Source organism: Pseudomonas sp. PDM05 (assembly GCF_014851685.1).
Lineage (GTDB): Bacteria > Pseudomonadota > Gammaproteobacteria > Pseudomonadales > Pseudomonadaceae > Aquipseudomonas.
The window spans coordinates 33,616-58,740 of sequence record NZ_JACVAC010000006.1 but is presented as its reverse complement, the minus strand read 5'-3'; the positions used below and the strand labels follow the sequence as shown (position 1 = coordinate 58,740).

Here is a 25,125-nt window from a genome sequence, read left to right as displayed (position 1 = left end):
GTACCTCGGTGGCCCCCGCAGGCTCTTCAAAGATTGTTCAAGACGGCTTGCCGACTGACCTGCGGATTTGAGTGACAAACCCATGCCAAAACGTACAGACATAAAAAGCATCCTGATTCTTGGCGCTGGCCCGATCGTTATCGGCCAGGCCTGCGAATTCGACTACTCCGGCGCCCAGGCCTGCAAAGCCCTGCGCGAAGAGGGCTACCGCGTCATCCTGGTGAACTCCAACCCGGCCACCATCATGACCGACCCGGACATGGCCGACGCCACCTACATCGAGCCGATCAAGTGGCAAACCGTTGCCAAGATCATCGAGAAAGAGCGTCCGGACGCACTGTTGCCAACCATGGGTGGCCAGACTGCCCTGAACTGCGCCCTGGACCTGGAGCGCGAAGGCGTCCTGGAAAAGTTCGGCGTAGAGATGATCGGTGCCAACGCCGACACCATCGACAAGGCTGAAGACCGTTCGCGTTTCGACAAGGCGATGAAATCCATCGGCCTGGCGTGCCCGCGTTCCGGTATCGCCCACAGCATGGAAGAGGCCAACGCGGTCCTCGAGACCCTGGGCTTCCCGTGCATCATCCGTCCGTCCTTCACCATGGGCGGCACGGGTGGCGGTATCGCTTACAACCGTGAAGAATTCGAAGAAATCTGCGCCCGCGGCCTGGACCTGTCGCCGACCAAAGAGCTGCTGATCGACGAATCCCTGATCGGTTGGAAAGAATATGAGATGGAGGTTGTCCGCGATAAGAAGGACAACTGCATCATCGTCTGCTCCATCGAAAACTTTGACCCGATGGGCGTGCACACTGGTGACTCGATCACTGTGGCTCCAGCGCAGACCCTGACCGACAAGGAATACCAGATCCTGCGTAACGCCTCCCTGGCGGTACTGCGCGAGATCGGCGTGGAAACCGGCGGTTCCAACGTTCAGTTCGGCATCTGCCCGAACACCGGCCGCATGGTCGTGATCGAAATGAACCCGCGTGTATCCCGCTCTTCGGCTCTGGCCTCGAAAGCCACCGGCTTCCCGATTGCCAAGGTCGCGGCCAAGCTGGCGGTGGGTTACACCCTGGATGAGCTGTCGAACGACATCACCGGCGGCAAGACTCCGGCGTCCTTCGAGCCGTCCATCGACTACGTCGTGACCAAGCTGCCACGTTTCGCCTTCGAGAAGTTCGCCAAGGCTGACGCGCGCCTGACCACCCAGATGAAATCCGTGGGTGAAGTCATGGCCATCGGCCGTACGTTCCAGGAATCCTTGCAGAAAGCCCTGCGCGGCCTGGAAGTGGGCGTTTGTGGCCTGGACGAGAAGCTCGACCTGAGCAACCCGGAAAGCATGAGCGTGCTCAAGCGCGAGCTGACCGTGCCGGGCGCCGAGCGTATCTGGTACGTGGCTGATGCCTTCCGTGCCGGCCTGTCCGTCGAAGACATCTTCGGCATGAACATGATCGACCCGTGGTTCCTGGTGCAGATCGAAGATCTGATCAAGGAAGAAGAGAAGGTCAAGACCCTGGGTCTGGCCAGCATCGACCGCGACATGATGTTCCGCCTCAAGCGCAAAGGTTTCTCCGACCAGCGTCTGGCCAAGCTGCTGGGCGTGACCGAGAAAAACCTGCGGACCCATCGCCACAAGCTGGAGATCTTCCCGGTCTACAAGCGCGTTGACACCTGCGCTGCCGAGTTCTCCACCGATACCGCGTACTTGTACTCCACCTACGAGGAAGAGTGCGAAGCGGCGCCGTCGGGTCGCGACAAGATCATGATCCTGGGCGGCGGTCCAAACCGTATCGGCCAAGGCATCGAGTTCGACTACTGCTGCGTACACGCCGCTCTGGCCCTGCGCGCAGACGGGTACGAGACCATCATGGTCAACTGCAACCCGGAAACTGTTTCCACCGACTACGACACTTCTGATCGCCTGTACTTCGAACCAGTGACCCTGGAAGACGTGCTGGAAATCGTACGCGTCGAGAAGCCCAAAGGCGTGATCGTCCAGTACGGCGGCCAAACCCCGCTGAAACTGGCTCGCGCCCTTGAAGCGGCTGGCGTGCCGATCATCGGTACCAGCCCTGACGCCATCGACCGTGCCGAAGACCGTGAGCGCTTCCAGCAAATGGTTGAGCGCCTGAATCTGCGTCAGCCGCCAAACGCCACTGTGCGCAGCGAAGACGAGGCCATCCGTGCAGCCAGCAAGATCGGCTACCCGCTGGTGGTGCGTCCGTCCTACGTACTGGGCGGTCGGGCGATGGAAATCGTCTACGAAGAAGAAGAGCTCAAGCGTTACCTGCGTGACGCCGTGAAAGTGTCCAATGACAGCCCGGTGCTGCTGGACCACTTCCTCAACTGCGCCATCGAAATGGACGTGGACGCTGTTTGCGACGGCACCGACGTGGTGATCGGCGCGATCATGCAGCACATCGAACAGGCTGGCGTTCACTCCGGTGACTCCGCATGCTCGCTGCCGCCGTACTCGCTGCCGGTGCACATCCAGGACGAGATGCGCGAACAGGTCAAGAAAATGGCCCTGGAGCTGGGTGTGGTCGGCCTGATGAACGTACAGTTGGCGCTGCAAGGCGAAGACATCTACGTTATTGAGGTCAACCCGCGCGCTTCGCGTACCGTGCCGTTTGTTTCCAAATGCATCGGTGTGTCCCTGGCCATGATCGCTGCCCGTGTGATGGCTGGTAAGACCCTGAAGGAAATCGGCTTCACCAAGGAAATCATCCCGAACTTCTACAGCGTGAAAGAGGCGGTGTTCCCATTCGCCAAATTCCCTGGTGTGGACCCGATCCTGGGCCCTGAAATGAAGTCCACCGGTGAAGTGATGGGCGTGGGCGATACCTTCGGTGAAGCATTCGCCAAGGCCCAGATGGGCGCCAGCGAAGTGCTGCCGACCGGCGGTACTGCGTTCATCAGCGTGCGTGATGACGACAAGCCACTGGTTGCAGGCGTTGCCCGTGATCTGATCAACTTGGGCTTCGAAGTCGTGGCCACTGCCGGGACCGCCAAGCTGATCGAGGCTGCCGGTCTGAAAGTGCGTCGCGTGAACAAGGTGACGGAAGGCCGTCCGCACGTGGTCGACATGATCAAGAACGACGAAGTCACCTTGATCATCAACACCACTGAAGGTCGCCAGTCGATCGCGGATTCCTACTCCATTCGTCGTAACGCCTTGCAGCACAAGATCTACTGCACCACCACCATTGCTGCTGGCGAAGCTATCTGCGAAGCGCTCAAGTTCGGTCCGGAAAAGACCGTGCGTCGCTTGCAGGATCTACACGCAGGATTGAAGGCATGACCAAATACCCAATGACCGTCCAGGGCTTCAAGGCCCTGGAAGAGGAACACGCCCATCTGACCAAGGTCGTCCGTCCAAAGCTGAGCCAGGACATCGGTACGGCCCGCGAGCTGGGTGACTTGAAGGAAAACGCTGAATACCACGCTGCTCGCGAGCAGCAGGGTATGGTTGAGGCGCGGATCCGTGACATCGAAGGCCGCCTGCAGAACTCGGTGGTGATCGACGTGACGACCATTCCGAAGACCGGCAAGGTGATTTTCGGCACGACCGTGGAAATCGCCAATGTCGAGACTGACGAAAGTGTGGTCTACCACATCGTTGGCGAGGACGAAGCTGACTTCAAGCTCGGCAAGATCTCCGTCGGTTCACCGCTGGCCCGCGCCTTGATTGCCAAGGAAGAGGGTGATGTGGTGGCCGTCAAGACGCCGGGTGGCGTGATCGAGTACGAGATTGTTGAAGTTCGTCACGTCTGAAAGGCGGCGCCCGCTCCGTGCGGGCGCCATGCTATGGCAGCTCTCCCAGATGCTTTGGGTGGGTGGCCTGTGGTTGTTGCACATTGGTGTTTTACCGGCGCTGGGCCTGATAGGCCTGGCACCGTTGCTGATCGATGAGATCGACGGATTACTGAGTGCGCTGCTGGTGGGTTTTGCGGCGGCGTGCGTGACACTCCAGGCGTTGGTGCTGGTCAAGGCCGAAGGCTGGGGGAGTTTGTGGCGGGATATTCGCGGCCAACTGCTGTTGATGGCGCTGTATGCGTGTGCAATGTTTTGCATCGTGCATGTCTGGCTGCCGGAAGCGTTGCGCTGGCAGTTGTTCAGCTATCTTGTGCTAGGGTTCTCTGGCTTGGTCCTGGTTGTGCAACCTGCACCGGGATGGAGCGGCAGGGCGCGCGAAGCACGCCCGTGACCCTTTGAATCATTTGAAGCGATGAACGTTCGACAGCTGCTTGTTGACGCTGAAGTTCTTGCGATACAGCAGCGCCATCTTGCCGATGACCTGAACCAGGTCGGCCTTGCCCACCTTGCACAGTTCTGCAATGGCGGCCAGGCGCGCTTCGCGGTCAAGGATGTTGACCTTGATCTTGATCAGTTCGTGATCGCCCAATGCGCGTTCAAGTTCGGCTAACACACCTTCAGTCAAACCGTTGTCTGCCACAATCAGAACTGGTTTCAGATGGTGGCCAATGGATTTGTACTGTTTCTTCTGCTCTTGAGTGAGCGGCATAATCTGACCCCTGCGTCTGATCTTGTAAAAAGCGGCGGCCAGTTTACCCGAGCGAGTCCGGGACCGCCCAGTTAATCACAACCCGTTTTATTTTCGAGGTGGCCCGTGGCCCGTTCCAAAACTAGCCTCAAGTGGCTGCAAGAGCATTTCAACGATCCTTACGTCAAAAAGGCGCAAAAGGACGGCTATCGTTCCCGTGCCAGCTACAAGCTGCTGGAGATCCAGGACAAGGACAAGCTGATTCGTCCAGGCATGAGCGTTATCGATCTTGGTGCAGCCCCTGGTGGCTGGTCCCAGGTGACCAGTCGTCTGATTGGTGGGCAAGGTCGCCTTATCGCTTCCGACATCCTCGAGATGGACAGCATCCCGGACGTGACCTTTGTTCATGGTGACTTTACCCAGGACACGGTGCTCGCCCAAATCCTTGAGGCTGTGGGAAATTCGCAGGTAGACCTTGTGATTTCCGACATGGCCCCCAATATGAGTGGATTACCGGCCGTCGATATGCCGCGTGCAATGTTCCTTTGCGAGCTGGCACTGGATTTGGCGGGTCGGGTATTGCGTCCCGGTGGCGATTTCCTGGTGAAGGTCTTCCAGGGTGAAGGTTTCGACGAGTACCACAAGAACATACGCAAGTTGTTCGATAAGGTGCAGACGCGTAAGCCAGACTCTTCCCGGGACCGGTCCAGAGAGCAATACCTGCTGTGCCGTGGCTTCCGTGGCGTCGAAGGTGCGACGAGTGAAGAGCGTTTTTGAGAAAGTCGAGGAGGGCGATAGGTTTTTTTATGTCGCTTTCGTCACGAAGCTTTACGAATATTGTGTAGTCAAAGTTTCACAAAGGGTTACAGACGGCGCCTGCCAGAGTTGTAGGTAATGTAGTAAGTTAGGCCGGTGAATATCATGCGAAGCGCGCGCCAGTAGCGGAGCTTGCTTCAGAGGGTAGTTAATTGAACGATATGGCAAAGAATCTGATCCTGTGGTTGATCATCGCGGCTGTCCTTGTGACGGTGATGAACAACTTCTCCAGCCCTAACGAGCCGCAGACCCTCAACTACTCCGACTTCATCCAGCAAGTCAAGGATGGCAAGGTCGAGCGTGTAGCGATTGATGGCTTTGTGATCAACGGCAAGCGCAACGACGGCGATAGCTTCAAGACCATTCGTCCGAACATTCCGGACAACGGTCTGATCGGCGATCTGGTGGACAACCACGTCGTGGTCGAAGGCAAGCAGCCTGAGCAGCAGAGCATCTGGACCCAGCTCCTGGTCGCCAGTTTCCCGATCCTGGTGATTATTGCCGTGTTCATGTTCTTCATGCGCCAGATGCAAGGTGGTGCGGGAGGCAAGGGCGGGCCGATGAGCTTTGGCAAGAGCAAGGCGCGCCTGCTCTCCGAAGATCAGGTGAAGACCACCCTGGCTGACGTTGCCGGTTGCGATGAAGCCAAGGAAGAAGTGGGTGAGCTGGTCGAGTTCCTGCGCGATCCGGGCAAGTTCCAGCGCCTGGGTGGTCGCATTCCACGTGGTGTGCTGATGGTAGGCCCCCCAGGTACGGGTAAAACCTTGCTGGCCAAGGCGATTGCCGGCGAAGCGAAAGTGCCGTTCTTCACCATTTCCGGTTCTGACTTCGTCGAGATGTTTGTCGGTGTCGGCGCCAGCCGTGTTCGCGATATGTTCGAGCAGGCCAAGAAGCACGCACCTTGCATTATCTTCATCGATGAAATCGACGCCGTTGGTCGCCATCGTGGCGCCGGCATGGGCGGCGGTCATGATGAGCGTGAGCAGACCCTCAACCAACTGCTGGTTGAGATGGACGGCTTTGAAATGAATGACGGCATCATTGTCATCGCTGCTACCAACCGTCCGGACGTATTGGACCCTGCGTTGCTGCGTCCGGGCCGTTTCGACCGTCAGGTCGTGGTCGGCTTGCCGGACATCCGTGGTCGTGAGCAGATTCTCAAAGTGCATATGCGCAAAGTGCCGATGGGCGACGACGTGGCTCCGGCCGTGATTGCCCGTGGTACTCCTGGCTTCTCCGGTGCTGACCTGGCCAACCTGGTTAACGAGGCTTCGCTGTTTGCGGCCCGTACCGGCAAGCGCATCGTCGAAATGAAAGAGTTCGAACTGGCGAAAGACAAGATCATGATGGGCGCCGAGCGCAAATCCATGGTCATGTCCGAGAAAGAAAAGCAGAACACTGCTTATCACGAAGCCGGTCACGCCATTGTTGGTCGCGTTGTGCCAGAGCATGACCCGGTCTACAAGGTATCGATCATTCCTCGCGGTCGGGCGCTGGGTGTCACCATGTTCCTGCCGGAAGAGGATCGCTACAGCCTTTCCAAGCGTGCGCTGATCAGCCAGATCTGCTCACTGTACGGCGGCCGTATCGCGGAAGAAATGACCCTGGGCTTTGACGGTGTGACCACCGGCGCGTCCAACGACATCATGCGTGCCAGCCAGATTGCGCGAAACATGGTGACCAAGTGGGGCTTGTCGGAAAAACTCGGTCCTTTGATGTATGCCGAGGAAGAAGGTGAGGTGTTCCTGGGTCGTGGCGGCGGCGGTCAAAGCGCCAGCTTCTCCGGTGAGACAGCCAAGCTGATCGACTCCGAAGTGCGCAGCATCATTGACCAGTGCTACGGCACGGCCAAGCAGATCCTGACCGATAACCGCGACAAGCTCGACGCGATGGCTGACGCGCTGATGAAGTACGAAACCATTGATGCCGACCAGATCGACGACATCATGGCTGGCCGCGCCCCGCGTGAGCCTCGCGATTGGGAAGGTGGTTCGGGTACTTCGGGTACTCCGCCAGTGGTCCAGAATGAACGCCCTGAAACCCCGATCGGCGGCCCTGCGGCTGACCATTAAGGTTTGAAATGACTTCTGTGTTGTCCTCCACCCGGTTGCCTTGCGGCAATCGGGTTCTTGATTTGGCCCATACGCACGTCATGGGCATTCTTAATGTCACTCCTGATTCCTTCTCTGATGGTGGTCGCTTCAGCCAGCTTGATGCTGCGTTGCGCCACGCCGAGGCGATGGTGTTGGCCGGTGCGACCTTGATCGATGTGGGAGGGGAGTCCACCCGTCCCGGTGCTCGCGTGGTTTCTCCCTTGGAGGAGTTGGAGCGGGTTGCACCGATTGTCGAGCGCATCGCCCAGGAGCTGGATGTCATTATCTCGGTTGATACCTCGACCCCGGCGGTGATGCGCGAAACCGCGCGGCTGGGGGCTGGACTTATCAACGACGTGCGTTCCTTGCGGCGTGACGGTGCCCTGGATGCGGCAGCAGCCACCGGTCTGCCGGTGTGCCTGATGCACATGCTGGGGGAGCCTGAAAATATGCAGGACAATCCGCACTACGACGATCTCGTTGGTGAGGTGAGCAGTTTCCTGGCTGAGCGGATCGCTCAGTGCGCCGGAGTAGGCATCGCTCCCGAGAAGATCATCCTTGATCCTGGGTTTGGCTTCGCCAAGACCCTGCAACATAATTTGAGTCTGTTTAAACACATGGAGTCTCTCCATGCGCTTGGTCGTCCCTTGTTGGTTGGGGTTTCGCGCAAGAGCATGATAGGGCTGGCATTGAATCGTCCAGTGGGTGAGCGGTTATATGGTGGCCTGGCGCTTGCGGCGCTTGCCGTGACCAAGGGCGCACGCATCTTGCGTGTACATGATGTCGCCGAGACGGTCGATGTGGTGCGCATGATTGCCGCTGTAGAATCCGCCGAATAAGAATGATGGAGCACTTATGACTAAAAAATACTTTGGCACCGACGGTATCCGTGGTCGGGTCGGCGAGTTTCCGATTACTCCTGATTTCATGCTCAAGCTGGGTTGGGCGGCAGGCATGGCGTTCCGCAGCATGGGCGCGTGCCGCATCCTGGTGGGCAAGGACACCCGCATTTCGGGCTATATGTTTGAGTCTGCGCTTGAGGCGGGTTTGTCTGCTGCCGGTGCTGATGTGATGTTGCTGGGGCCGATGCCGACGCCGGCGATCGCCTACCTGACGCGTACCTTCCACGCTGAAGCCGGTATTGTGATCAGCGCTTCGCACAATCCCCACGATGACAATGGCATCAAGTTCTTTTCCGGGCAGGGCACCAAGTTGCCTGACGAAATCGAGCTGATGATCGAAGAGTTGCTCGACGCACCGATGACTGTGGTCGAGTCCAGTAAGCTGGGCAAGGTGTCGCGCATCAATGATGCCTCTGGGCGTTACATCGAGTTTTGCAAAAGCAGTGTTCCTACCAGCACCAATTTTGCCGGGCTGAAAATTGTTGTCGATTGCGCACACGGTGCGACCTACAAGGTTGCCCCGAGCGTGTTCAAGGAGTTGGGTGCCGAAGTAACGGTGCTGTCGGCGCAGCCTGATGGTTTGAATATCAACGAGAACTGTGGCTCCACGCACATGGAGCAGTTGCAGGCAGCCGTGCTGGCCAAGCATGCTGACTTGGGTATTGCCTTTGATGGCGATGGCGATCGCGTGCTGATGGTGGATCACACGGGCGCGGTGGTCGATGGCGATGACCTGCTGTTCATCATTGCTCGCGACTTGCATGAGCGTAACAAGCTGCAGGGCGGCGTCGTTGGTACGTTGATGAGTAATCTGGGATTGGAGTTGGCCCTGGCTGACCTGGGGATTCCCTTTGTTCGTGCCAATGTCGGTGACCGTTACGTAATCGCCGAGCTGCTGGAGCGTAACTGGCAAGTGGGTGGCGAGAACTCCGGGCATGTTGTCTGCTTCCAGCACACCACTACTGGCGACGCAATTATCGCGGCGCTTCAGGTATTGCTGTCTTTGCGTCGTCGTGAAGAGAGTCTTGCTCAGGCGCGTCAGGCGCTGCGCAAGTGCCCGCAAGTGCTCCTCAATGTGCGCTTTGCAGGGGGTGAAAACCCAATCGAGCACCCGGCTGTCAAAGATGCCTGTGAGCGTGTGACGCTGGCAATGGCGGGGCGTGGGCGGGTGTTGCTGCGCAAGTCCGGCACAGAGCCTTTGGTGCGCGTTATGGTCGAAGGTGACGATGAAACGCAGGTTCGCGAGCATGCAGAAAGCCTGGCAAAACTGGTAAGTGAAGTTTGCGCCTGAATTCGGCTTGCCAGTGGTGATGTGGTTGGGTAACATCTGCGCCCACTTTGACCGACGGGGTACAGCATGCGTCGCACTATGGTAGCTGGTAACTGGAAGATGCACGGTACCCGCGCCAGTGTCGCTGAGCTGATCAACGGCCTTCGTCACCTGGCCTTGCCTAGCGGCGTTGATGTGGCGGTTTTCCCGCCTCTCTTGCATATCACCCAAGTGGTTGATGGCTTGAAAGGCAAGTCGATTCAGGTCGGCGCGCAGAATTCTGCGGTGGAAGCCATGCAAGGTGCGTTGACCGGTGAGATTGCACCGAGTCAGTTGGTTGATGCGGGTTGTTCCTATGTGCTTGTCGGGCACTCCGAGCGTCGCCAGATGATGGGCGAGCGGGATGGGACACTCAATCGCAAGTTCGCAGCGGCACAGGCTTGTGGCTTGATTCCGGTGTTGTGCATAGGGGAAACCCTTGAGCAGCGCGAATCGGGCAAGACTCTTGAAGTTGTCTCGCGTCAGCTGGGCAGCATCATCGAGGAGCTGGGTGTCGGTGCGTTTGCAAAGGCAGTAATCGCTTACGAGCCGGTCTGGGCCATTGGTACCGGGCTGACTGCAACGCCGCAACAGGCGCAGGATGTGCACGCAGCCATCCGCGCGCAGTTGGCGGCAGAGAATTCTGAAGTCGCACAAGGTGTGCGTCTTCTATACGGCGGCAGCGTGAAGGCGGCCAATGCGGTCGAACTGTTCGGCATGCCGGATATCGATGGGGGGCTCATTGGTGGAGCTTCCCTGAATGCAGATGAGTTCGGTGCGATCTGTCGCGCCGCGGGAAACTGAAAAAATGCTGGAAACAGTCGTAGTCGTTTTTCATCTGTTGGCCGCACTGGGCGTAGTTGCCCTGGTTTTGCTGCAACAGGGTAAAGGTGCGGATGCTGGTGCGTCTTTCGGTGCAGGTGCTTCAAATACTGTGTTCGGAAGCCAAGGTTCCTCTACCTTTCTTAGTAAGTTTACTGCTATACTTGCCGCCGGTTTCTTCATAACCAGCTTGGGGTTAGGTTACTTTGCTAAAGAGAAGGCTCATGTGCTGACTCAGGTAGGTCTCCCAAACCCAGCAGTGTTGGAAGTTCCAAAAGCAAAACCGGCTTCTGATGATGTCCCGGTGCTTCAAGAGCAAAAGTCGGCTACTCCAGCGACTGACGTACCTCCAGCTCAAGAGCAAAAGTAAGAAGGGTTGTAAACGCTGTATTGCCGAGGTGGTGGAATTGGTAGACACGCAACCTTGAGGTGGTTGTGCCCATAGGGTGTAGGGGTTCGAGTCCCCTTCTCGGTACCAATTATCAGGAGAGCCCGCTGTTGCGGGCTTTCTTGTAGGTGGAAGGTTACATTGACCCTGCAAGGGATCGGTCGTATACTTCCGCCCCAGCTTTGTCGCGGGGTGGAGCAGTCTGGTAGCTCGTCGGGCTCATAACCCGAAGGTCGTCGGTTCAAATCCGGCCCCCGCAACCAGTTTTAGCGGAGCCCCTTTTAAGGGGCTTTTTGTTAGCTGGACACTTTCAACGCCGCTGTTCGACGGCGTTTCAAGGATGGGCGTTTCGCCCATTTTTTTATTTTGCACAGCATGCACATACATGCACGAGGGGGTTCAGGTGTCGAGCAAGCTAGAAGAGTTGCAGGCCTTGCTGGCCCCGGTGGTCGTGGCCCTAGGCTATGAATGCTGGGGTATTGAGTTTTCGGCTCAAGGTCGCCACTCAATGTTGCGCGTTTATATCGATAAAGAGGGCGGTGTGCTGGTGGACGATTGCGCCATTGTCAGCCGTCAGATCAGCGGTGTCCTGGATGTTGAAGATCCAATCGCCGTTGAATACACCCTCGAAGTTTCCTCGCCAGGCATGGAACGCCCACTGTTCACTATCGAGCAGTTTGCTAAATATGTCGGTGAACAAGTGAAGATCAAGCTGCGATCCCCGTTCGAAGGGCGACGCAATTTTCAGGGCCTTCTGCGCGGTGTAGAAGAACAGGATGTCGTGGTGCAGGTAGAAGACCATGAGTTCCTGTTGCCGATCGATATGATCGACAAGGCCAACATTATTCCCAGTTTTGACTGAGACGCGGATCCCGCGGATCCAATGGCTTGCGAAAGGCGAGGCGTACGATGAGCAAAGAAGTACTGCTGGTTGTTGAGTCGGTATCCAACGAAAAGGGTGTACCGGCAAGCGTGATTTTTGAAGCGTTGGAGCTGGCCCTGGCCACTGCTACCAAAAAACGCTTTGAAGACGAAGTTGATCTGCGTGTGGAAATCAACCGCCACACCGGTGCCTACGAGACTTTCCGTCGCTGGACGGTGGTCGAAGAGGACGATCTTGATGATCCTGCCATCGAAACCTGGCCGAGCAAGGTTGCGCAAACGCATCCTGGCGCCAAGGTCGGTGATGTCGTTGAAGAGAAAATCGAATCCATCGAGTTCGGCCGCATTGCTGCACAGACTGCCAAGCAGGTCATTGTGCAGAAAGTCCGCGAAGCCGAGCGCGCTCAAGTCGTTGACGCTTATCGCGAGCGCCTGGGTGAAATCATCTCCGGCACCGTGAAAAAAGTCACCCGCGACAATGTGATCGTCGACCTGGGCAACAACGCAGAAGCGTTGCTGGCTCGCGAAGACATCATTTCTCGCGAAACCTTCCGTGTTGGCGTGCGTCTGCGTGCGCTGCTCAAGGAAATCCGCACCGAGAACCGCGGTCCTCAGTTGATCCTGTCGCGTACCGCGCCGGAAATGCTGATCGAGCTGTTCCGTATCGAAGTGCCGGAAATTGCCGAAGGCCTGATCGAAGTCATGGCTGCGTCCCGCGACCCGGGTTCGCGTGCCAAGATCGCGGTCCGCTCCAAGGACAAACGCATCGACCCGCAAGGCGCTTGCATTGGTATGCGCGGTTCGCGCGTCCAGGCAGTGTCGGGCGAATTGGGCGGTGAGCGTGTGGACATCGTCCTGTGGGACGATAACCCGGCGCAGTTCGTGATCAACGCCATGTCGCCAGCTGAAGTGGCGGCAATTATCGTTGACGAAGATGCCCATGCAATGGACATCGCCGTTGGCGCAGACAATCTGGCTCAGGCCATTGGTCGTGGTGGTCAGAACGTGCGTCTGGCCAGCCAACTGACCGGCTGGACCCTGAACGTGATGACCGAATCGGACATCCAGGCTAAGCAGCAAGCTGAAACCGGTGACATCCTGCGCAACTTCATCGACGAGCTGGAAGTCGACGAAGACCTGGCGCAGGTGCTGGTAGATGAAGGCTTCACCAGCCTGGAAGAGATTGCCTACGTACCGTTGGAAGAAATGCTCAACATCGACGGCTTTGACGAAGATACCGTCAACGAGCTTCGCGCTCGGGCCAAGGATCGTTTGTTGACTAAAGCCATCGCTACTGAGGAAAAGCTGGCAGACGCCCATCCGGCCGAAGACCTGCTCTCGCTTGAGGGCATGGACAAGGATTTGGCGATGGAACTGGCGGTGCGCGGCGTAATTACCCGCGAAGACCTGGCCGAGCAGTCTATTGACGATCTGCTCGACATCGACGGCATTGACGATGATCGTGCCGGCAAGTTGATCATGGCCGCCCGAGCCCATTGGTTCGAGTAATTAGGCGCGGCCTGAGGAGAGAAGTGCATGACGCAAGTCACGGTGAAACAACTGGCCGATGAGGTCAAAACACCGGTAGAGCGCCTGTTGCAGCAGATGCGTGAGGCAGGTCTGCCGCACACCGCCGCCGATGAAGGTGTGAGCGATAGTGAGAAGCAGTCTTTGCTGACTCACTTGAAGAGCAGCCACAAGGCGAAAGTGGAAGAACCGCGCAAGATTACATTGCAGCGCAAAACCACCAGCACACTGCGTGTTGCTGGTAGCAAGAGCATCAGCGTTGAAGTACGCAAGAAGAAAGTCTTCGTACAGCGCAGCCCGGAAGAAATCGAAGCCGAGCGCAAACGCGAACTGGAAGAGCGTCGCGCAGTAGAAAATGCTGCTCGTCAGAAGGCTGAAGAAGAAGCCAAGCGTCGCGCCGAAGAAGAAGCGCGTCGCCAGCCTGCTGCTGCGCAACCTGCTGCCACTGAAGCGGTCGCTGCGCCTGTTGACGCTGTGCGTGAGGCCGCTCCGGTTGCCGCTGCACCTGCTCCGGCAGCTGACGCCCGCAAGCGTGACGAACCTCGTCGCCCGGACAAGCCACGTGCCGACGATAACAATCGTCGCAGCGGTGGTGGCGATGGCGAGCGCAAAAACGCTCCGCATCGTGCTTCGGTCAAAGAGAAAGCGCCTGCTCCACGCGTTGCCCCACGTACTACCGACGAAGAAAGCGATGGCTTCCGTCGTGGTGGTCGCGGCAAGGCCAAGCTGAAGAAACGCAACGCCCACGGTTTCCAGAGCCCAACCGGCCCTGTCGTGCGTGAAGTGAAGATCGGCGAGACCATCACTGTTGGCGATCTCGCCCAACAGATGTCGGTCAAGGCAGCTGAAATCATCAAGTTCATGTTCAAGCTGGGTACTCCGGCCACTATCAACCAGGTACTGGATCAGGAAACTGCCCAACTGGTTGCTGAAGAGCTGGGCCACAAAGTGACCCTGGTCAGCGATACCGCCCTGGAAGATTCCCTGGCCGAGTCCCTGAAGTTTGAAGGTGAGGCAGTTTCCCGTGCACCGGTCGTGACCGTAATGGGCCACGTTGACCACGGTAAAACTTCCCTGCTCGACTACATCCGTCGTGCCAAGGTTGCTGCTGGCGAAGCCGGCGGTATCACCCAGCACATCGGTGCGTACCACGTTGAAACCGACCGTGGCATGGTGACGTTCCTCGACACCCCTGGTCACGCCGCGTTTACCGCAATGCGTGCCCGTGGTGCCAAGGCGACTGACATCGTGATCCTGGTGGTTGCAGCTGACGACGGCGTGATGCCACAAACCATCGAAGCTGTTCAGCATGCCAAGGCTGCTGGCGTTCCGCTGGTTGTTGCGGTGAACAAAATCGACAAGCCGGGCGCTGATCTTGATCGCATCCGTAGCGAACTGTCGGTTCACGGCGTGACATCCGAAGAGTGGGGTGGCGACACTCCATTCGTACCAGTCTCCGCGAAGATGGGTACTGGCGTTGACGAACTGCTCGAAGCCGTTCTGTTGCAAGCCGAAGTCCTGGAACTGACTGCTACTCCATCGGCTCCTGGCCGTGGCGTTGTGGTTGAGTCCCGTCTCGACAAGGGCCGTGGCCCGGTTGCGACCGTTCTGGTTCAAGACGGTACCCTGCGCCAAGGCGACATGGTCCTGGTCGGTTCGAACTACGGCCGTGTACGTGCCATGCTCGACGAGAACGGCAAGCCAATCAAGGAAGCAGGTCCTGCTATCCCGGTCGAGATCCTCGGCCTGGACGGTACGCCGGACGCTGGCGACGAGATGAGCGTAGTGGCCGACGAGAAGAAAGCCCGTGAAGTGGCTCTGTTCCGTCAAGGCAAGTTCCGCGAAGTCAAACTGGCCCGTGCTCACGCAGGCAAGCTGGAAAACATCTTCGAGAACATGGGCCAGGAAGAGAAGAAGACGCTTAACATCGTCCTCAAATCTGACGTACGTGGTTCCCTCGAAGCGTTGAACGGCGCCTTGAACGGCCTGGGTAACGACGAAGTGCAAGTGCGCGTTGTCGGTGGCGGTGTCGGTGGTATCACCGAATCCGACGCCAACCTGGCACTGGCTTCCAACGCTGTACTGTTCGGCTTCAACGTGCGTGCCGATGCTGGCGCTCGCAAGATCGTCGAGCAGGAAGGCCTGGACATGCGTTACTACAACGTCATCTACGACATCATCGAAGACGTCAAGAAAGCCCTTACCGGCATGCTTGGCAGCGACGTCCGGGAGAACATCCTGGGTATCGCCGAAGTACGTGACGTGTTCCGCTCGCCGAAATTCGGCGCGATCGCCGGCTGCATGGTTGTCGAAGGCACCGTGTACCGTAACCGTCCAATCCGCGTACTGCGTGAAGACATCGTTATCTTCGAAGGCGAGCTGGAATCCCTGCGCCGCTTCAAGGATGACGCTTCCGAAGTACGTGCCGGCATGGAATGCGGTATCGGCGTCAAGAGCTACAACGACGTCAAGGTTGGCGACAAGATCGAAGTCTTCGAGAAGGTTCAGGTTGCTCGCAGCCTCTAACTCGCGCACTTCCGGAGCCACGCAGCGAGTGGGTATGCAAATGCCCCGCGCAGCGTACGGACTCTAAACGCAACGCCCGGTCTGGCTTTTGTCAGGCCGGGCGTTTGCCGCTTTCAGACCCCACGGGTTTCACCGTGTGGCAGTAACAGGTAACAAGACATGGCAAAAGAATACAGCCGTACCCAGCGTATCGGCGATCAGATGCAGCGCGAGCTGGCCCAACTGATCCGTCGCGAAGTCAAAGACCCACGGGTTGGCCTGGTCACCATCACCGCCGTTGAAGTGAGCCGTGACGTTGGTCACGCCAAGATCTTCATCACCGTGATGGGGCAGGACAACAGCGAAGAAATCGCGCAAAGCATCAAGGTGCTCAACGCTGCGGCAGGTTTCCTGCGCATGCAGTTGGCCCGTGAAATGAAGCTGCGCAGCGTTCCCCAGCTGCACTTCCACTACGACGAAAGCGTCGTGCGTGGTGCGCACCTGTCGGCACTGATCGAGCGCGCCGTGGCGGAAGACAGTCAGCACCCGTCCACACCTGAAGACGCCAAGGAGTAAGCGGTGGCTCAGGTCAAACGTATCCGTCGCAACGTCAGCGGCATCATTCTGCTCGACAAGCCCATTGGCTTTACCTCCAATGCCGCTTTGCAGAAGGTCCGCTGGCTGCTCAATGCCGAGAAGGCCGGGCACACCGGCAGCCTTGATCCCCTGGCCACCGGTGTGTTGCCGTTGTGCTTTGGCGAGGCCACCAAGTTCTCGCAATACCTGCTCGATTCCGACAAGGGTTACGAAACCCTCATGCAACTGGGCAAGACCACCACCACGGCCGATGCCGAAGGTGATGTTTTGCAGGTTCGCGATGTGACCGTTGGTCGTGCGGATATTGAAGCGGCTTTACCCGGTTTTCGTGGGCAAATCAGTCAGATACCGCCGATGTACTCGGCGCTCAAGCGTGATGGGCAGCCACTTTACAAGCTGGCACGTGCGGGCGAAGTAGTGGAGCGCGAACCGCGTTCTGTTACTATTGCGCGCTTGGAATTGCTCGCCTGTGAAGGTGACACTGCGCGCCTGGCCGTGGACTGCAGCAAAGGCACCTATATCCGTACCCTGGTGGAAGATATTGGTGAAAAGCTTGGTTGCGGCGCGTACGTTGCAGAACTGCGCCGCACCCAGGCCGGCCCTTTCACCCTGGCCCAGACGGTCACGCTGGAAGAGTTGGAAGCGGTGCACGCCGAAGGCGGCAATGAAGCAGTTGATCGCTTCCTGATGCCATCGGACAGCGGTTTGCTGGACTGGCCATTGCTGCACTTCTCGGAGCACAGCGCGTTCTACTGGCTCAACGGCCAGCCGGTACGTGCCCCGGATGCCCCGAAGTTCGGCATGGTGCGGGTACAGGATCATAACGGTCGCTTTATCGGTATCGGTGAAGTGAGCGAAGACGGGCGCATCGCGCCGCGTCGACTGATTCGGTCAGAATGACCGAACGAGTGTGGCTGTTAACAGGCACGGTCAACACTCATTTTTAGATACAGGGATTTGTCCCTGGCCTGTTGAGACTGCCCTTTGGGTGGTTTCCTGAAAAAAGGATTGCCTCATGGCTCTCGACGTTCAAGAAAAAGCACAAATCGTTGCTGACTATCAGCAAGCTGTTGGTGACACTGGTTCGCCAGAAGTGCAAGTTGCACTGCTGACCCACAACATCAACAAGCTGCAAGGTCACTTCAAGGCCAACGGTAAAGATCACCACTCCCGTCGTGGTCTGATCCGCATGGTAAACCAGCGTCGTAAGCTGCTGGATTACCTGAAAGGCAAGGATCTGGGTCGTTATCAGGCTCTGATCGGTCGCCTGGGTCTGCGTCGCTAATAAGCGATTGCGCTAGAGGTTGGTTGTCTGCCGTGTGTCAGTGGGATTCCCGCTGGCCCATGGCAGGCTCCCAGCCTCAAGTTTTATCTGGATACACGTTTTACCCTGGACTAGCGTCGGGCCGATTCCCGGCATTGCCCAAGAATTTCGCAAGAAGACAAGTTCCCCAAGAGCCACAAAGAAGGTAGGACACCGTGAACCCGGTTATCAAAAAATTCCAGTTCGGTCAGTCGACCGTTACCCTCGAGACAGGCCGTATCGCCCGTCAAGCCTCCGGCGCAGTGCTGGTTACCGTTGACGACGACGTGACCGTATTGGTGACCGTTGTTGGCGCCAAGACCGCTGACCCAAGCAAAGGCTTCTTCCCTCTTTCCGTTCACTACCAGGAAAAGACTTACGCTGCCGGTAAGATCCCTGGCGGTTTCTTCAAGCGTGAAGGCCGTCCTTCCGAGAAAGAAACCCTGACTTCCCGACTGATCGACCGTCCGATCCGTCCGCTGTTCCCAGAAGGCTTCATGAACGAAGTGCAGGTTGTCTGCACCGTCGTTTCCACCAGCAAGAAAACCGATCCGGACATCGCTGCGATGATCGGTACTTCGGCTGCCCTGGCTATCTCGGGCATCCCGTTCGACGGCCCGATCGGCGCCGCTCGCGTTGCTTTCCACGAAAGCACCGGCTACCTGCTGAACCCGACTTACGAGCAACAGAAAGCATCGAGCCTGGACATGGTCGTTGCCGGTACCTCGGAAGCCGTATTGATGGTTGAATCGGAAGCCAAAGAGCTGACCGAAGACCAGATGCTGGGCGCCGTACTGTTCGCCCACGACGAGTTCCAGGCGGTCATCAAGGCCGTTACCGAACTGGCTGCCGAAGCCGCCAAGCCTACCTGGACCTGGACTGCTGCTCCGGAAGCCACCGAGCTGCTGAGCACTATCCGCTCCGAGTTCGGCGCTGCGATCTCCGACGCCTACACCATAACCGTCAAGGCCGACCGCTACGCTCGCCTGGGTGAGTTGAAGGATCAGGTCGTTGCCAAGCTGTCCGGTGAAGAAGGCCAGCCTTCCTCCAGCGACGTCAAAGCGGCTTTCGGCGAAATCGAATACCGCACCGTTCGCGAAAACATCGTCAACGGCAAACCACGTATCGACGGTCGCGACACCAAGACCGTACGTCCGCTGAACATCGAAGTCGGCGTTCTGCCGAAGACTCACGGTTCGGCGCTGTTCACCCGTGGTGAAACCCAGGCCCTGGTTGTCGCGACTCTGGGTACTGCCCGTGACGCACAGCTGCTGGACACCCTGGAAGGCGAGAAAAAAGACCCGTTCATGCTGCACTACAACTTCCCTCCGTTCTCGGTGGGCGAGTGTGGTCGCATGGGTGGCGCTGGTCGTCGTGAAATCGGCCACGGCCGTCTGGCCCGTCGTTCGATTGCAGCCATGCTGCCGGCTGCCGACGTGTTCCCGTACACCATCCGTGTCGTATCGGAAATTACTGAATCCAACGGTTCCAGCTCCATGGCTTCGGTCTGCGGTGCTTCCCTGGCACTGATGGATGCTGGTGTGCCGATGAAGGCGCCGGTTGCCGGTATCGCCATGGGCCTGGTTAAAGAAGGCGAGAAGTTCGCCATCCTGACCGACATCCTGGGCGACGAAGACCACCTGGGCGACATGGACTTCAAGGTAGCCGGTACCGCCAAAGGCGTCACCGCGTTGCAGATGGACATCAAGATCAAGGGCATCACCGAAGAGATCATGGAAATCGCCCTGGGCCAAGCCCTGGAAGCGCGCCTGAACATCCTCGGCCAGATGAACCAGATCATTGGTCAGTCCCGTACCGAACTGTCGGAAAATGCTCCGACAATGATCGCGATGAAAATCGACACCGACAAAATCCGTGATGTTATCGGTAAAGGCGGCGCGACTATCCGTGCGATCTGTGAAGAGACCAAGGCTTCGATCGACATCGAAGACGACGGCTCGATCAAGATCTTCGGCGAAACCAAGGAAGCCGCTGAGGCAGCACGTCAGCGCGTCCTGGGCATTACCGCAGAAGCCGAGATCGGCAAGATCTACGTCGGTAAGGTTGAGCGCATCGTCGACTTCGGCGCATTCGTCAACATCCTGCCGGGCAAGGACGGTCTGGTTCACATCTCCATGCTGAGCGACGCTCGTGTTGAGAAAGTGACCGACATCCTGAAAGAAGGCCAGGAAGTGGAAGTGCTGGTACTGGACGTGGACAACCGCGGCCGTATCAAGCTGTCCATCAAGGACGTAGCAGCAGCCAAGGCTTCGGGCGTTTAATCACCCCCAGGCTTTTCGCTGAAAAAAGGGACTCTTCGGAGTCCTTTTTTTATGCCTGGAGGAAAATGCCTGGAAATCAGGTGCTTACCCAGATCCAAAAGCCGCAACTTGCATGCAGAGGCGAGGGGTTTCATGCAAGTTGCACGATTACAAAAAACAGCTGTTTTCATAACGCGTTGTTTTATAAGGATTTAATTGCATGGTGCGACTTGGCACACTGTCTGCAATATCCCTGTTAACGCTGCAGCATCAAGGTTTACGTACTGCAGACTTTTAATAAAACAGGAGTTACTCGTATGAAGAAGTTCGCTCTCGCTACTGCTACCGCTCTGACCCTGGCCATGGGTGCTAACGTAGCCTTTGCTCAGACTTCCCAAGCCCCTATGACCCTGGCGGCCGGTGAAGTGACCAAGGCTAAAGAGTCCACCTCGGACACCTGGATCACCACCAAAGTGAAAGCTGATCTGCTGACCGAGAAAGGCATTCCTGGTTCGGACATCAAGGTTGAGACCAATAAAGGCGTGGTTTCCCTGTCCTCGACAGTCGCGATCTCCGACGCTCAGAAAGCCACTGCCGTAGCCATCACCAAGAAAATCAAAGGTGTTACCGCCGTTTCGGCTGACGGCCTGATGGCTGGCGGCGCTACCAAGGCTGACAATATCGACAAAACCAAAAGCGCAGCGGCTGACGCCAAAGAGTCCACTTCGGACACTTGGATCACCACCAAAGTAAAAGCTGACCTGGTTACCGAGAAAGGCATTCCTGGCACCGACATCAAAGTCGAAACCAACAAAGGCGTAGTGTCCCTGTCTTCGACCGCCGCGGTCACTGAAGCTCAGAAAACTACCGCTGTGAACATCACCAAGAAAATCAAAGGCGTTAAAGCTGTATCGGCCGACGGCCTGAAAGCAGAGTAACGCACCCCTTTTCGTCTGAACTGGACGGCGGCGGCTTAGGGTGAGTTAGACATCCACCTGATGCACCTCTGGAGTTCATGCGAGCGACCACACGGATGTGGTCATTACAGGCCCCGGCACTTGTGTCGGGGCCTGTTCTATTGTGGGTGGCGTTAACTGGAAGCGCCGGCGATCAGGCCCTCGACCCGTCGTCGATTTCAAGGCTGCATCGCCGGCAAGCCGGCTCTTGCAAGGGGCTTACTCCGCGTCCAGATGCATCGGTGTGACGACACGCCCGTCCTTCTCGGCCTGGCCCAAGTTGGCATCAATGAAGTACACCCGGTCATCTTCCAGCTGTCCCTTATCCACCAGGTAGTCCTTGATGGTGCTGGCACGGTCTTGGCCCAGCTGGCGCAGCAGTACATCACTGCCACTCCAGAACTTGATCACCCCGTCACGAAGCTTCGCGCTACGTTCTTCGTTGCTCAGGTCTTTCCATTCGGCTGGCGGTTGCTGTTTCAGGCGGGTGCGGTAAATGCCTTCAAGCAATGGTGCTTTTTCCTTCTCGGGTACCACCAGCAATGACGCTTGGGCGGGAACCTTTTCTCCACGACGTTGAAGAATCTTGTAGTAGTTGTACTGGTACTCGCGCTCCAGTCGCTGAGCGGCAAGGAAAGGCCCGTCGCTGCTGGCCGCCGCGGTACCTTCGATCTCCAGGCGCAGGCTAGGGCGTTCTTTCAGTGCTTTGGCCAGCGTGTTCAGGGCGCCTTCAGCATCCTTGTCCAATTCGCTGGAACCGGCGGCGAACGATACATTGCCGAGGTCTTCCGAACCGCCGCCCGTTACCAGCCCACCGATAAACTTAAACGGCGCTGTGGCTGCACGCACCACCAGGTTACGCAGGGTCTGCCAGACAATCGGCATAACACTGAACTGCGGGTTATTCAGATCGCCAGTCACCGGCAGTTCGATGGAAATCTTGCCGTCGGAGTCCTTGAGCAGCGCAATTGCCAGACGAATCGGCAAGTCCACGGCATCGGCGCTGTCGACTTTCTCGCCCAGTTGCAATTGCTCGACCACCACTTTGTTCTCGGCCTTCAGCTGGCCCTTGGTGATCACATAGTGCAGGTCGAGGTTCAGTCGCCCCTTGCGGATGCGGAAACCGGCGAACTTGCCAGAGTAGGGCGTGAGGGTGGTCAGTTCTACGCGTTTGAAGCTGGTCGCAATATCCAGCGCCGCCATCGGGTCAAACGGGTTCACGCTGCCCTTGATCGTCACGGGTGCGTAGCGATCCACCTTGCCCTTGATGTCGACGCTGGCCGGTTTGGCCTGGCGGCTGTCGATGGTGCCAATTTGTCCGTTGAGCTGTTGAATCGCGGTCGCGAAGTTGGGGGTCAGGCTGAAGTCGGCAAAGTTGGCGGAACCGTCGTTGATCGCAATCTGCCCGATACGAATGCCCAGGGGCTTTTCTTTGCTGACAGGTTTCGAGCCTTTGTCCGGTGGCTGCGGGATCAACAAGTCGTCGACGTTGGTGGTGCGGTCGTCGTTGATCATGAAGCGCGCATACGGCTGCAGCAGGTTGACCTTATCGATCGACAGGCTATCGCCGTGCTGATAGTTCACGCCTTCGAGCACCAGGCGCTGCCATTTGAGGAAGTCGCGGGTCTTGAGGGTGTCCAGGGTGTGCAACTGGTCCACCTGCGCCCGGCCGGTGACCTGGAACTTCAGAGGATCAGTGCTTTTAAGGTTCACATCAAGATTGCTGCCGAGCATGCCGCTACGCAGTTCCAGGCGGATGAACGGGCTGATATAGGACTGGGCGACTCGCAGGTCGATGTCCTGGGTATTTACTTTCAGTTTGGCGCTGACCGGATTGAGGTTGACCTCGCCAGTCGCCTGGACCTTGCCTTGCTTGCCCAGGCCCGTGTCGACTTTCAGCGTGAACGGGCTCTGGTTGAGGCTATCGAAGTTCTGCACATCGACATTCAGCGGGCCGACTTCCAGTGCGACCGCCGGCTTGGCCTGGCGGTCAGCCAGGTGCACCTGATAGTTACGCAGTTGCACATCCTTGAGCAGCACTTGCCAAGGTTTGCTTGGCGCCGCGGGCTCGGCTTTTGGCGAGTCGGCGGTGGCGGGGGCATTTTTCGGCTCCGGCGCCTTGGTGGGTTTGCTCGGCTGGCTGGCGAACAATTTCTGCCAGTCCAGTTGCCCATCCGCTTCCAGCGCCGCCCAGGTTTCCAGCTTGTTGCTGCGGATCTTGCCGACGACGACCTGCTGTTTGGCCAGGTCCACGCTGGTTTCGCTGACGTCCAGGCGCTCCAGGCGCACCAGGGGGCGGCCATCCGGTGCCTTGATGGCAAACGGTGCGATGCTGGCGGAGGTGTTGGTCAGGTTCAGCTCGGTCTCTTTGGCCAGGCTGAATTTATACTCGGTGCTGAAGTTCAGCACGCCGTCTTCAAGCACCAGCGGCAGGGCATCGCGCACATAGGGCCACCAGGCCTTCATCTTGCCGTCGGTGACTTTCAGTGTGCCCTGGGACGTGATTGGCACCAGGCTGAAGTTGCCTTTCCAATCGATTTGCCCGCCTGCCGGGCCTGCCGCGACGAGCGTCATGTCGGCATTGTCTTCGGGCAGGGTGCTGAGGTTCTTCAGCTCGAAGTCGAGCTTATCGTAGAGGAATTCGATGGGCTCGCTGGGGCGCAAGTCCTCAAAGTGCACATAGCCGCCGGCCAGCTTGATGCCATCGATACGCAAAGGAAACGGCTTGGCATTCGGGTCGGTCGGAGTTGGTTCGCTCGGCGGGATTTTGAACAGTTGCGCCAGGTTCAACTGGCCGGACTTGTCGAACAGCAACTCAGTCTTCGGTTTGTCCAGTTGCACATCGGCCAGGTGCAGCGCGCGGGTCCACAGGCTGTCGACCTGCAGGTTGGCATAGAGGCGCTCGAAACCCACCTGCTCCTTGCCGGGGTCGCCGATCTTGAGGCCCCAGACGGTCAGCTCGAGGCTGAAGGGGTTGAGTTCGATCCGTTCGATTCGCGCCGGCACCGTGGCGTAATTCGCCAGTTGCTGGTTGGCAATCCGCAGGGCAATTCCGGGCAAAATCAAGAAGCCCAACAGGCTGTACAGGGCAAGGGCGGTCAACAAGGCGCCAACGGCGCGAATCAATCCTTTGTGCATGGGGCGGCGCCATCTATGTCAAACAGGAGTGCCTTGGAGTATGGCACGGGTTTTCGGTTCCGAAGAGCGAGGGCTTTGGGAAGCGTCCTACAGCTGGAGTATCAATGTTTTCAGGGGTGGCTGCTGGTCTTGTGAAGGAAAATCCGCTCCCGGCGTCATGATTTGCCAGTCGCGTACCGCACGTCCGGCTTTTTCTGCGCAACGCAGTACCTGTTCGCGCCAGTCATCCATGCTGACCTTCGCCAGGTTGTTGCAGCAAATCAGTACACCGTTGTCGGCCGTGGCGAGCAGTGCGGGCTTGAGCAGGCTTTGGTAGTCGCGCAACAGGTCGACGGTGCCGAATGCGCTCTTGGCCCAGGCCGGAGGGTCGAGCAACACCAAGTCATACTGGCGCTGCTCCAGGCGTGGATAACTCGGCAGTTTCTGGCCACGGCGCTGGGTGATCGGCAGGCCGGCCAGTTGGCGAATCGCCGGGAAGTAGTCGGACTGTACGAACTCCATGGTCGGCAACTGCGGGTTCAGCAGGCCGTTCTCGCGGCCGACTGCCAGGTTGCCCTCGGCGAAGTCCAGGTTGCACACCTCCCGCGCCCCGCCTGCCGCAGCGCTCAGGCCGACGCCACAGGTGTAGGCGAACAGGTTCAGCACGCTTTTGCCGGCGCTATGGTTCTTGACCCAGCCGCGGGTGTTGCGCAGGTCGAGGAACAGCAGCGGGTCCTGCCCGGCATGCCGTCCGCGTACGCGGTAATTGAGCCCCCATTCATGGCCGACCAGATCTTCCAGCGCCGCCGGCTCGGCGCGGTACACCGTGTCTTCACGGTCGACCCGCGAGTTGCCACGGGAACGGTCGTTGTACACCAGCAGCAATTCCAGGCCCATGTACTGGTTGATCAACTGGTGCAGGTCCAGCAACTCCTCGGTATGCAGTGACTGATGGAAGCTCTGCACCAGCAGTTGCGGGCCATAACGGTCGATGGTCAGGCCGCCGGCGCCTTCCTGGCTGCCATGGAACAAGCGATAGCAGTCGGTGCCCTGGGCGTGCAGCTCGTTGATCAGGTCTTGGCGATGATCGAGGGCGGCGCGCAGCGCCTGATTCAAGGGAGACATGGAGCGCGCCTTGCT

The 25,125-nt window shown here is 58.1% G+C and carries 20 protein-coding genes and 2 tRNA genes; 19 read left to right on the top strand and 3 right to left on the bottom strand.

Annotated features, from left to right (window positions below):
• Positions 1–82: 82 nt before the first annotated feature.
• From carB to IB241_RS13855, 3 genes are read left to right on the top strand one after another with little or no spacing between them, the layout of a single operon-like run.
• Positions 83–3,304, top strand: coding sequence for a carbamoyl-phosphate synthase large subunit (gene carB / locus IB241_RS13865; protein WP_192298924.1), 3,222 nt, complete (start codon positions 83–85; stop codon positions 3,302–3,304).
• Positions 3,301–3,777, top strand: coding sequence for a transcription elongation factor GreA (greA, locus tag IB241_RS13860; RefSeq protein ID WP_003235048.1), 477 nt, complete (start codon positions 3,301–3,303; stop codon positions 3,775–3,777). Before carB ends, greA begins: the two co-directional genes overlap by 4 nt.
• 28 nt (positions 3,778–3,805) lie before the next feature.
• Complete coding sequence (locus tag IB241_RS13855) at positions 3,806–4,210, top strand: MFS transporter (RefSeq protein WP_192298923.1); 405 nt, start codon at positions 3,806–3,808, stop codon at positions 4,208–4,210.
• Between the two features lie 9 nt (positions 4,211–4,219).
• Here the strand turns inward: IB241_RS13855 and IB241_RS13850 are convergent, their stop codons facing one another.
• Positions 4,220–4,528 carry a YhbY family RNA-binding protein gene (locus IB241_RS13850; RefSeq protein WP_017139256.1) on the bottom strand — a complete coding sequence of 103 codons (309 nt, stop codon included), beginning with the start codon at positions 4,526–4,528 and terminating at the stop codon, positions 4,220–4,222.
• A 105-nt stretch (positions 4,529–4,633) separates the two neighbouring features.
• Between IB241_RS13850 and rlmE the strand changes: the two genes are divergently transcribed.
• The 16 genes from rlmE (at position 4,634) to IB241_RS13770 (ending at position 20,850) form a co-directional block, all read left to right on the top strand.
• Complete coding sequence (gene rlmE, locus IB241_RS13845; RefSeq protein WP_192298922.1) at positions 4,634–5,284, top strand: 23S rRNA (uridine(2552)-2'-O)-methyltransferase RlmE; 651 nt, start codon at positions 4,634–4,636, stop codon at positions 5,282–5,284.
• Positions 5,285–5,484: 200 nt separating this feature from the next.
• The gene (gene ftsH / locus IB241_RS13840; protein ID WP_192298921.1) at positions 5,485–7,395 is read left to right on the top strand and encodes an ATP-dependent zinc metalloprotease FtsH; all 1,911 of its coding nucleotides are present in this window, start codon (positions 5,485–5,487) and stop codon (positions 7,393–7,395) included.
• A gap of 8 nt (positions 7,396–7,403) precedes the next feature.
• Positions 7,404–8,255 (top strand): dihydropteroate synthase, encoded by an 852-nt coding sequence (folP, locus tag IB241_RS13835; protein ID WP_192298920.1) that lies wholly within the window; start codon positions 7,404–7,406, stop codon positions 8,253–8,255.
• 16 nt (positions 8,256–8,271) lie between these two features.
• A complete protein-coding gene (gene glmM, locus IB241_RS13830; protein ID WP_192298919.1) occupies positions 8,272–9,609 on the top strand; it encodes a phosphoglucosamine mutase in 1,338 nt (445 codons plus the stop codon).
• Positions 9,610–9,675: 66 nt separating this feature from the next.
• Positions 9,676–10,431, top strand: a complete 756-nt coding sequence (gene tpiA, locus IB241_RS13825; protein WP_192298918.1) for a triose-phosphate isomerase — start codon at positions 9,676–9,678, stop codon at positions 10,429–10,431.
• Between the two features lie 4 nt (positions 10,432–10,435).
• On the top strand, positions 10,436–10,819 hold the full coding sequence (gene secG, locus IB241_RS13820; protein ID WP_010206600.1) for a preprotein translocase subunit SecG: 384 nt from the start codon (positions 10,436–10,438) through the stop codon (positions 10,817–10,819).
• A gap of 22 nt (positions 10,820–10,841) precedes the next feature.
• Positions 10,842–10,927: transfer RNA gene (locus IB241_RS13815), tRNA-Leu, on the top strand.
• A 96-nt stretch (positions 10,928–11,023) separates the two neighbouring features.
• Positions 11,024–11,100 (top strand) — tRNA-Met (locus tag IB241_RS13810).
• A 140-nt stretch (positions 11,101–11,240) separates the two neighbouring features.
• Complete coding sequence (rimP, locus tag IB241_RS13805) at positions 11,241–11,699, top strand: ribosome maturation factor RimP (protein ID WP_032862957.1); 459 nt, start codon at positions 11,241–11,243, stop codon at positions 11,697–11,699.
• A 47-nt stretch (positions 11,700–11,746) separates the two neighbouring features.
• Positions 11,747–13,228, top strand: coding sequence for a transcription termination factor NusA (nusA, locus tag IB241_RS13800; protein ID WP_017735551.1), 1,482 nt, complete (start codon positions 11,747–11,749; stop codon positions 13,226–13,228).
• 27 nt (positions 13,229–13,255) lie between these two features.
• Positions 13,256–15,772 (top strand): translation initiation factor IF-2, encoded by a 2,517-nt coding sequence (infB, locus tag IB241_RS13795; protein ID WP_192298917.1) that lies wholly within the window; start codon positions 13,256–13,258, stop codon positions 15,770–15,772.
• Between the two features lie 159 nt (positions 15,773–15,931).
• Positions 15,932–16,327: a 30S ribosome-binding factor RbfA gene (gene rbfA, locus IB241_RS13790; protein ID WP_065883945.1), complete on the top strand. Its 396-nt coding sequence runs from the start codon at positions 15,932–15,934 to the stop codon at positions 16,325–16,327.
• Between the two features lie 3 nt (positions 16,328–16,330).
• A complete protein-coding gene (truB, locus tag IB241_RS13785; protein WP_026136642.1) occupies positions 16,331–17,248 on the top strand; it encodes a tRNA pseudouridine(55) synthase TruB in 918 nt (305 codons plus the stop codon).
• Positions 17,249–17,363: 115 nt separating this feature from the next.
• Positions 17,364–17,633 carry a 30S ribosomal protein S15 gene (gene rpsO, locus IB241_RS13780; RefSeq protein ID WP_003176135.1) on the top strand — a complete coding sequence of 90 codons (270 nt, stop codon included), beginning with the start codon at positions 17,364–17,366 and terminating at the stop codon, positions 17,631–17,633.
• A gap of 194 nt (positions 17,634–17,827) precedes the next feature.
• On the top strand, positions 17,828–19,933 hold the full coding sequence (pnp, locus tag IB241_RS13775) for a polyribonucleotide nucleotidyltransferase (protein WP_192298916.1): 2,106 nt from the start codon (positions 17,828–17,830) through the stop codon (positions 19,931–19,933).
• A 296-nt stretch (positions 19,934–20,229) separates the two neighbouring features.
• Positions 20,230–20,850: a BON domain-containing protein gene (locus IB241_RS13770; RefSeq protein WP_192298915.1), complete on the top strand. Its 621-nt coding sequence runs from the start codon at positions 20,230–20,232 to the stop codon at positions 20,848–20,850.
• Positions 20,851–21,087: 237 nt separating this feature from the next.
• Here the strand turns inward: IB241_RS13770 and IB241_RS13765 are convergent, their stop codons facing one another.
• Together IB241_RS13765 and IB241_RS13760 are read right to left on the bottom strand one after the other, a co-directional pair.
• Positions 21,088–24,006, bottom strand: a complete 2,919-nt coding sequence (locus IB241_RS13765) for a DUF748 domain-containing protein (RefSeq protein WP_192298914.1) — start codon at positions 24,004–24,006, stop codon at positions 21,088–21,090.
• 87 nt (positions 24,007–24,093) lie between these two features.
• Complete coding sequence (locus IB241_RS13760) at positions 24,094–25,110, bottom strand: class I SAM-dependent rRNA methyltransferase (RefSeq protein ID WP_192298913.1); 1,017 nt, start codon at positions 25,108–25,110, stop codon at positions 24,094–24,096.
• Positions 25,111–25,125: the final 15 nt, after the last annotated feature.

Excerpts from the sequence above, each read along its gene's own strand:
- greA (WP_003235048.1), top strand. The coding sequence starts at position 3,301 with ATGACCAAATACCCAATGACCGTCCAGGGCTTCAAGGCCCTGGAAGAG.
- glmM (WP_192298919.1), top strand. The coding sequence starts at position 8,272 with ATGACTAAAAAATACTTTGGCACCGACGGTATCCGTGGTCGGGTCGGC.
- IB241_RS13760 (WP_192298913.1), bottom strand. The coding sequence starts at position 25,110 with ATGTCTCCCTTGAATCAGGCGCTGCGCGCCGCCCTCGATCATCGCCAA.
- IB241_RS13850 (WP_017139256.1), bottom strand. The coding sequence starts at position 4,528 with ATGCCGCTCACTCAAGAGCAGAAGAAACAGTACAAATCCATTGGCCAC.
- ftsH (WP_192298921.1), top strand. The coding sequence starts at position 5,485 with ATGGCAAAGAATCTGATCCTGTGGTTGATCATCGCGGCTGTCCTTGTG.
- secG (WP_010206600.1), top strand. The coding sequence starts at position 10,436 with ATGCTGGAAACAGTCGTAGTCGTTTTTCATCTGTTGGCCGCACTGGGC.
- folP (WP_192298920.1), top strand. The coding sequence starts at position 7,404 with ATGACTTCTGTGTTGTCCTCCACCCGGTTGCCTTGCGGCAATCGGGTT.
- IB241_RS13765 (WP_192298914.1), bottom strand. The coding sequence starts at position 24,006 with ATGCACAAAGGATTGATTCGCGCCGTTGGCGCCTTGTTGACCGCCCTT.
- tpiA (WP_192298918.1), top strand. The coding sequence starts at position 9,676 with ATGCGTCGCACTATGGTAGCTGGTAACTGGAAGATGCACGGTACCCGC.
- infB (WP_192298917.1), top strand. The coding sequence starts at position 13,256 with ATGACGCAAGTCACGGTGAAACAACTGGCCGATGAGGTCAAAACACCG.
- carB (WP_192298924.1), top strand. The coding sequence starts at position 83 with ATGCCAAAACGTACAGACATAAAAAGCATCCTGATTCTTGGCGCTGGC.
- rbfA (WP_065883945.1), top strand. The coding sequence starts at position 15,932 with ATGGCAAAAGAATACAGCCGTACCCAGCGTATCGGCGATCAGATGCAG.
- rpsO (WP_003176135.1), top strand. The coding sequence starts at position 17,364 with ATGGCTCTCGACGTTCAAGAAAAAGCACAAATCGTTGCTGACTATCAG.
- nusA (WP_017735551.1), top strand. The coding sequence starts at position 11,747 with ATGAGCAAAGAAGTACTGCTGGTTGTTGAGTCGGTATCCAACGAAAAG.
- IB241_RS13855 (WP_192298923.1), top strand. The coding sequence starts at position 3,806 with ATGCTATGGCAGCTCTCCCAGATGCTTTGGGTGGGTGGCCTGTGGTTG.
- IB241_RS13770 (WP_192298915.1), top strand. The coding sequence starts at position 20,230 with ATGAAGAAGTTCGCTCTCGCTACTGCTACCGCTCTGACCCTGGCCATG.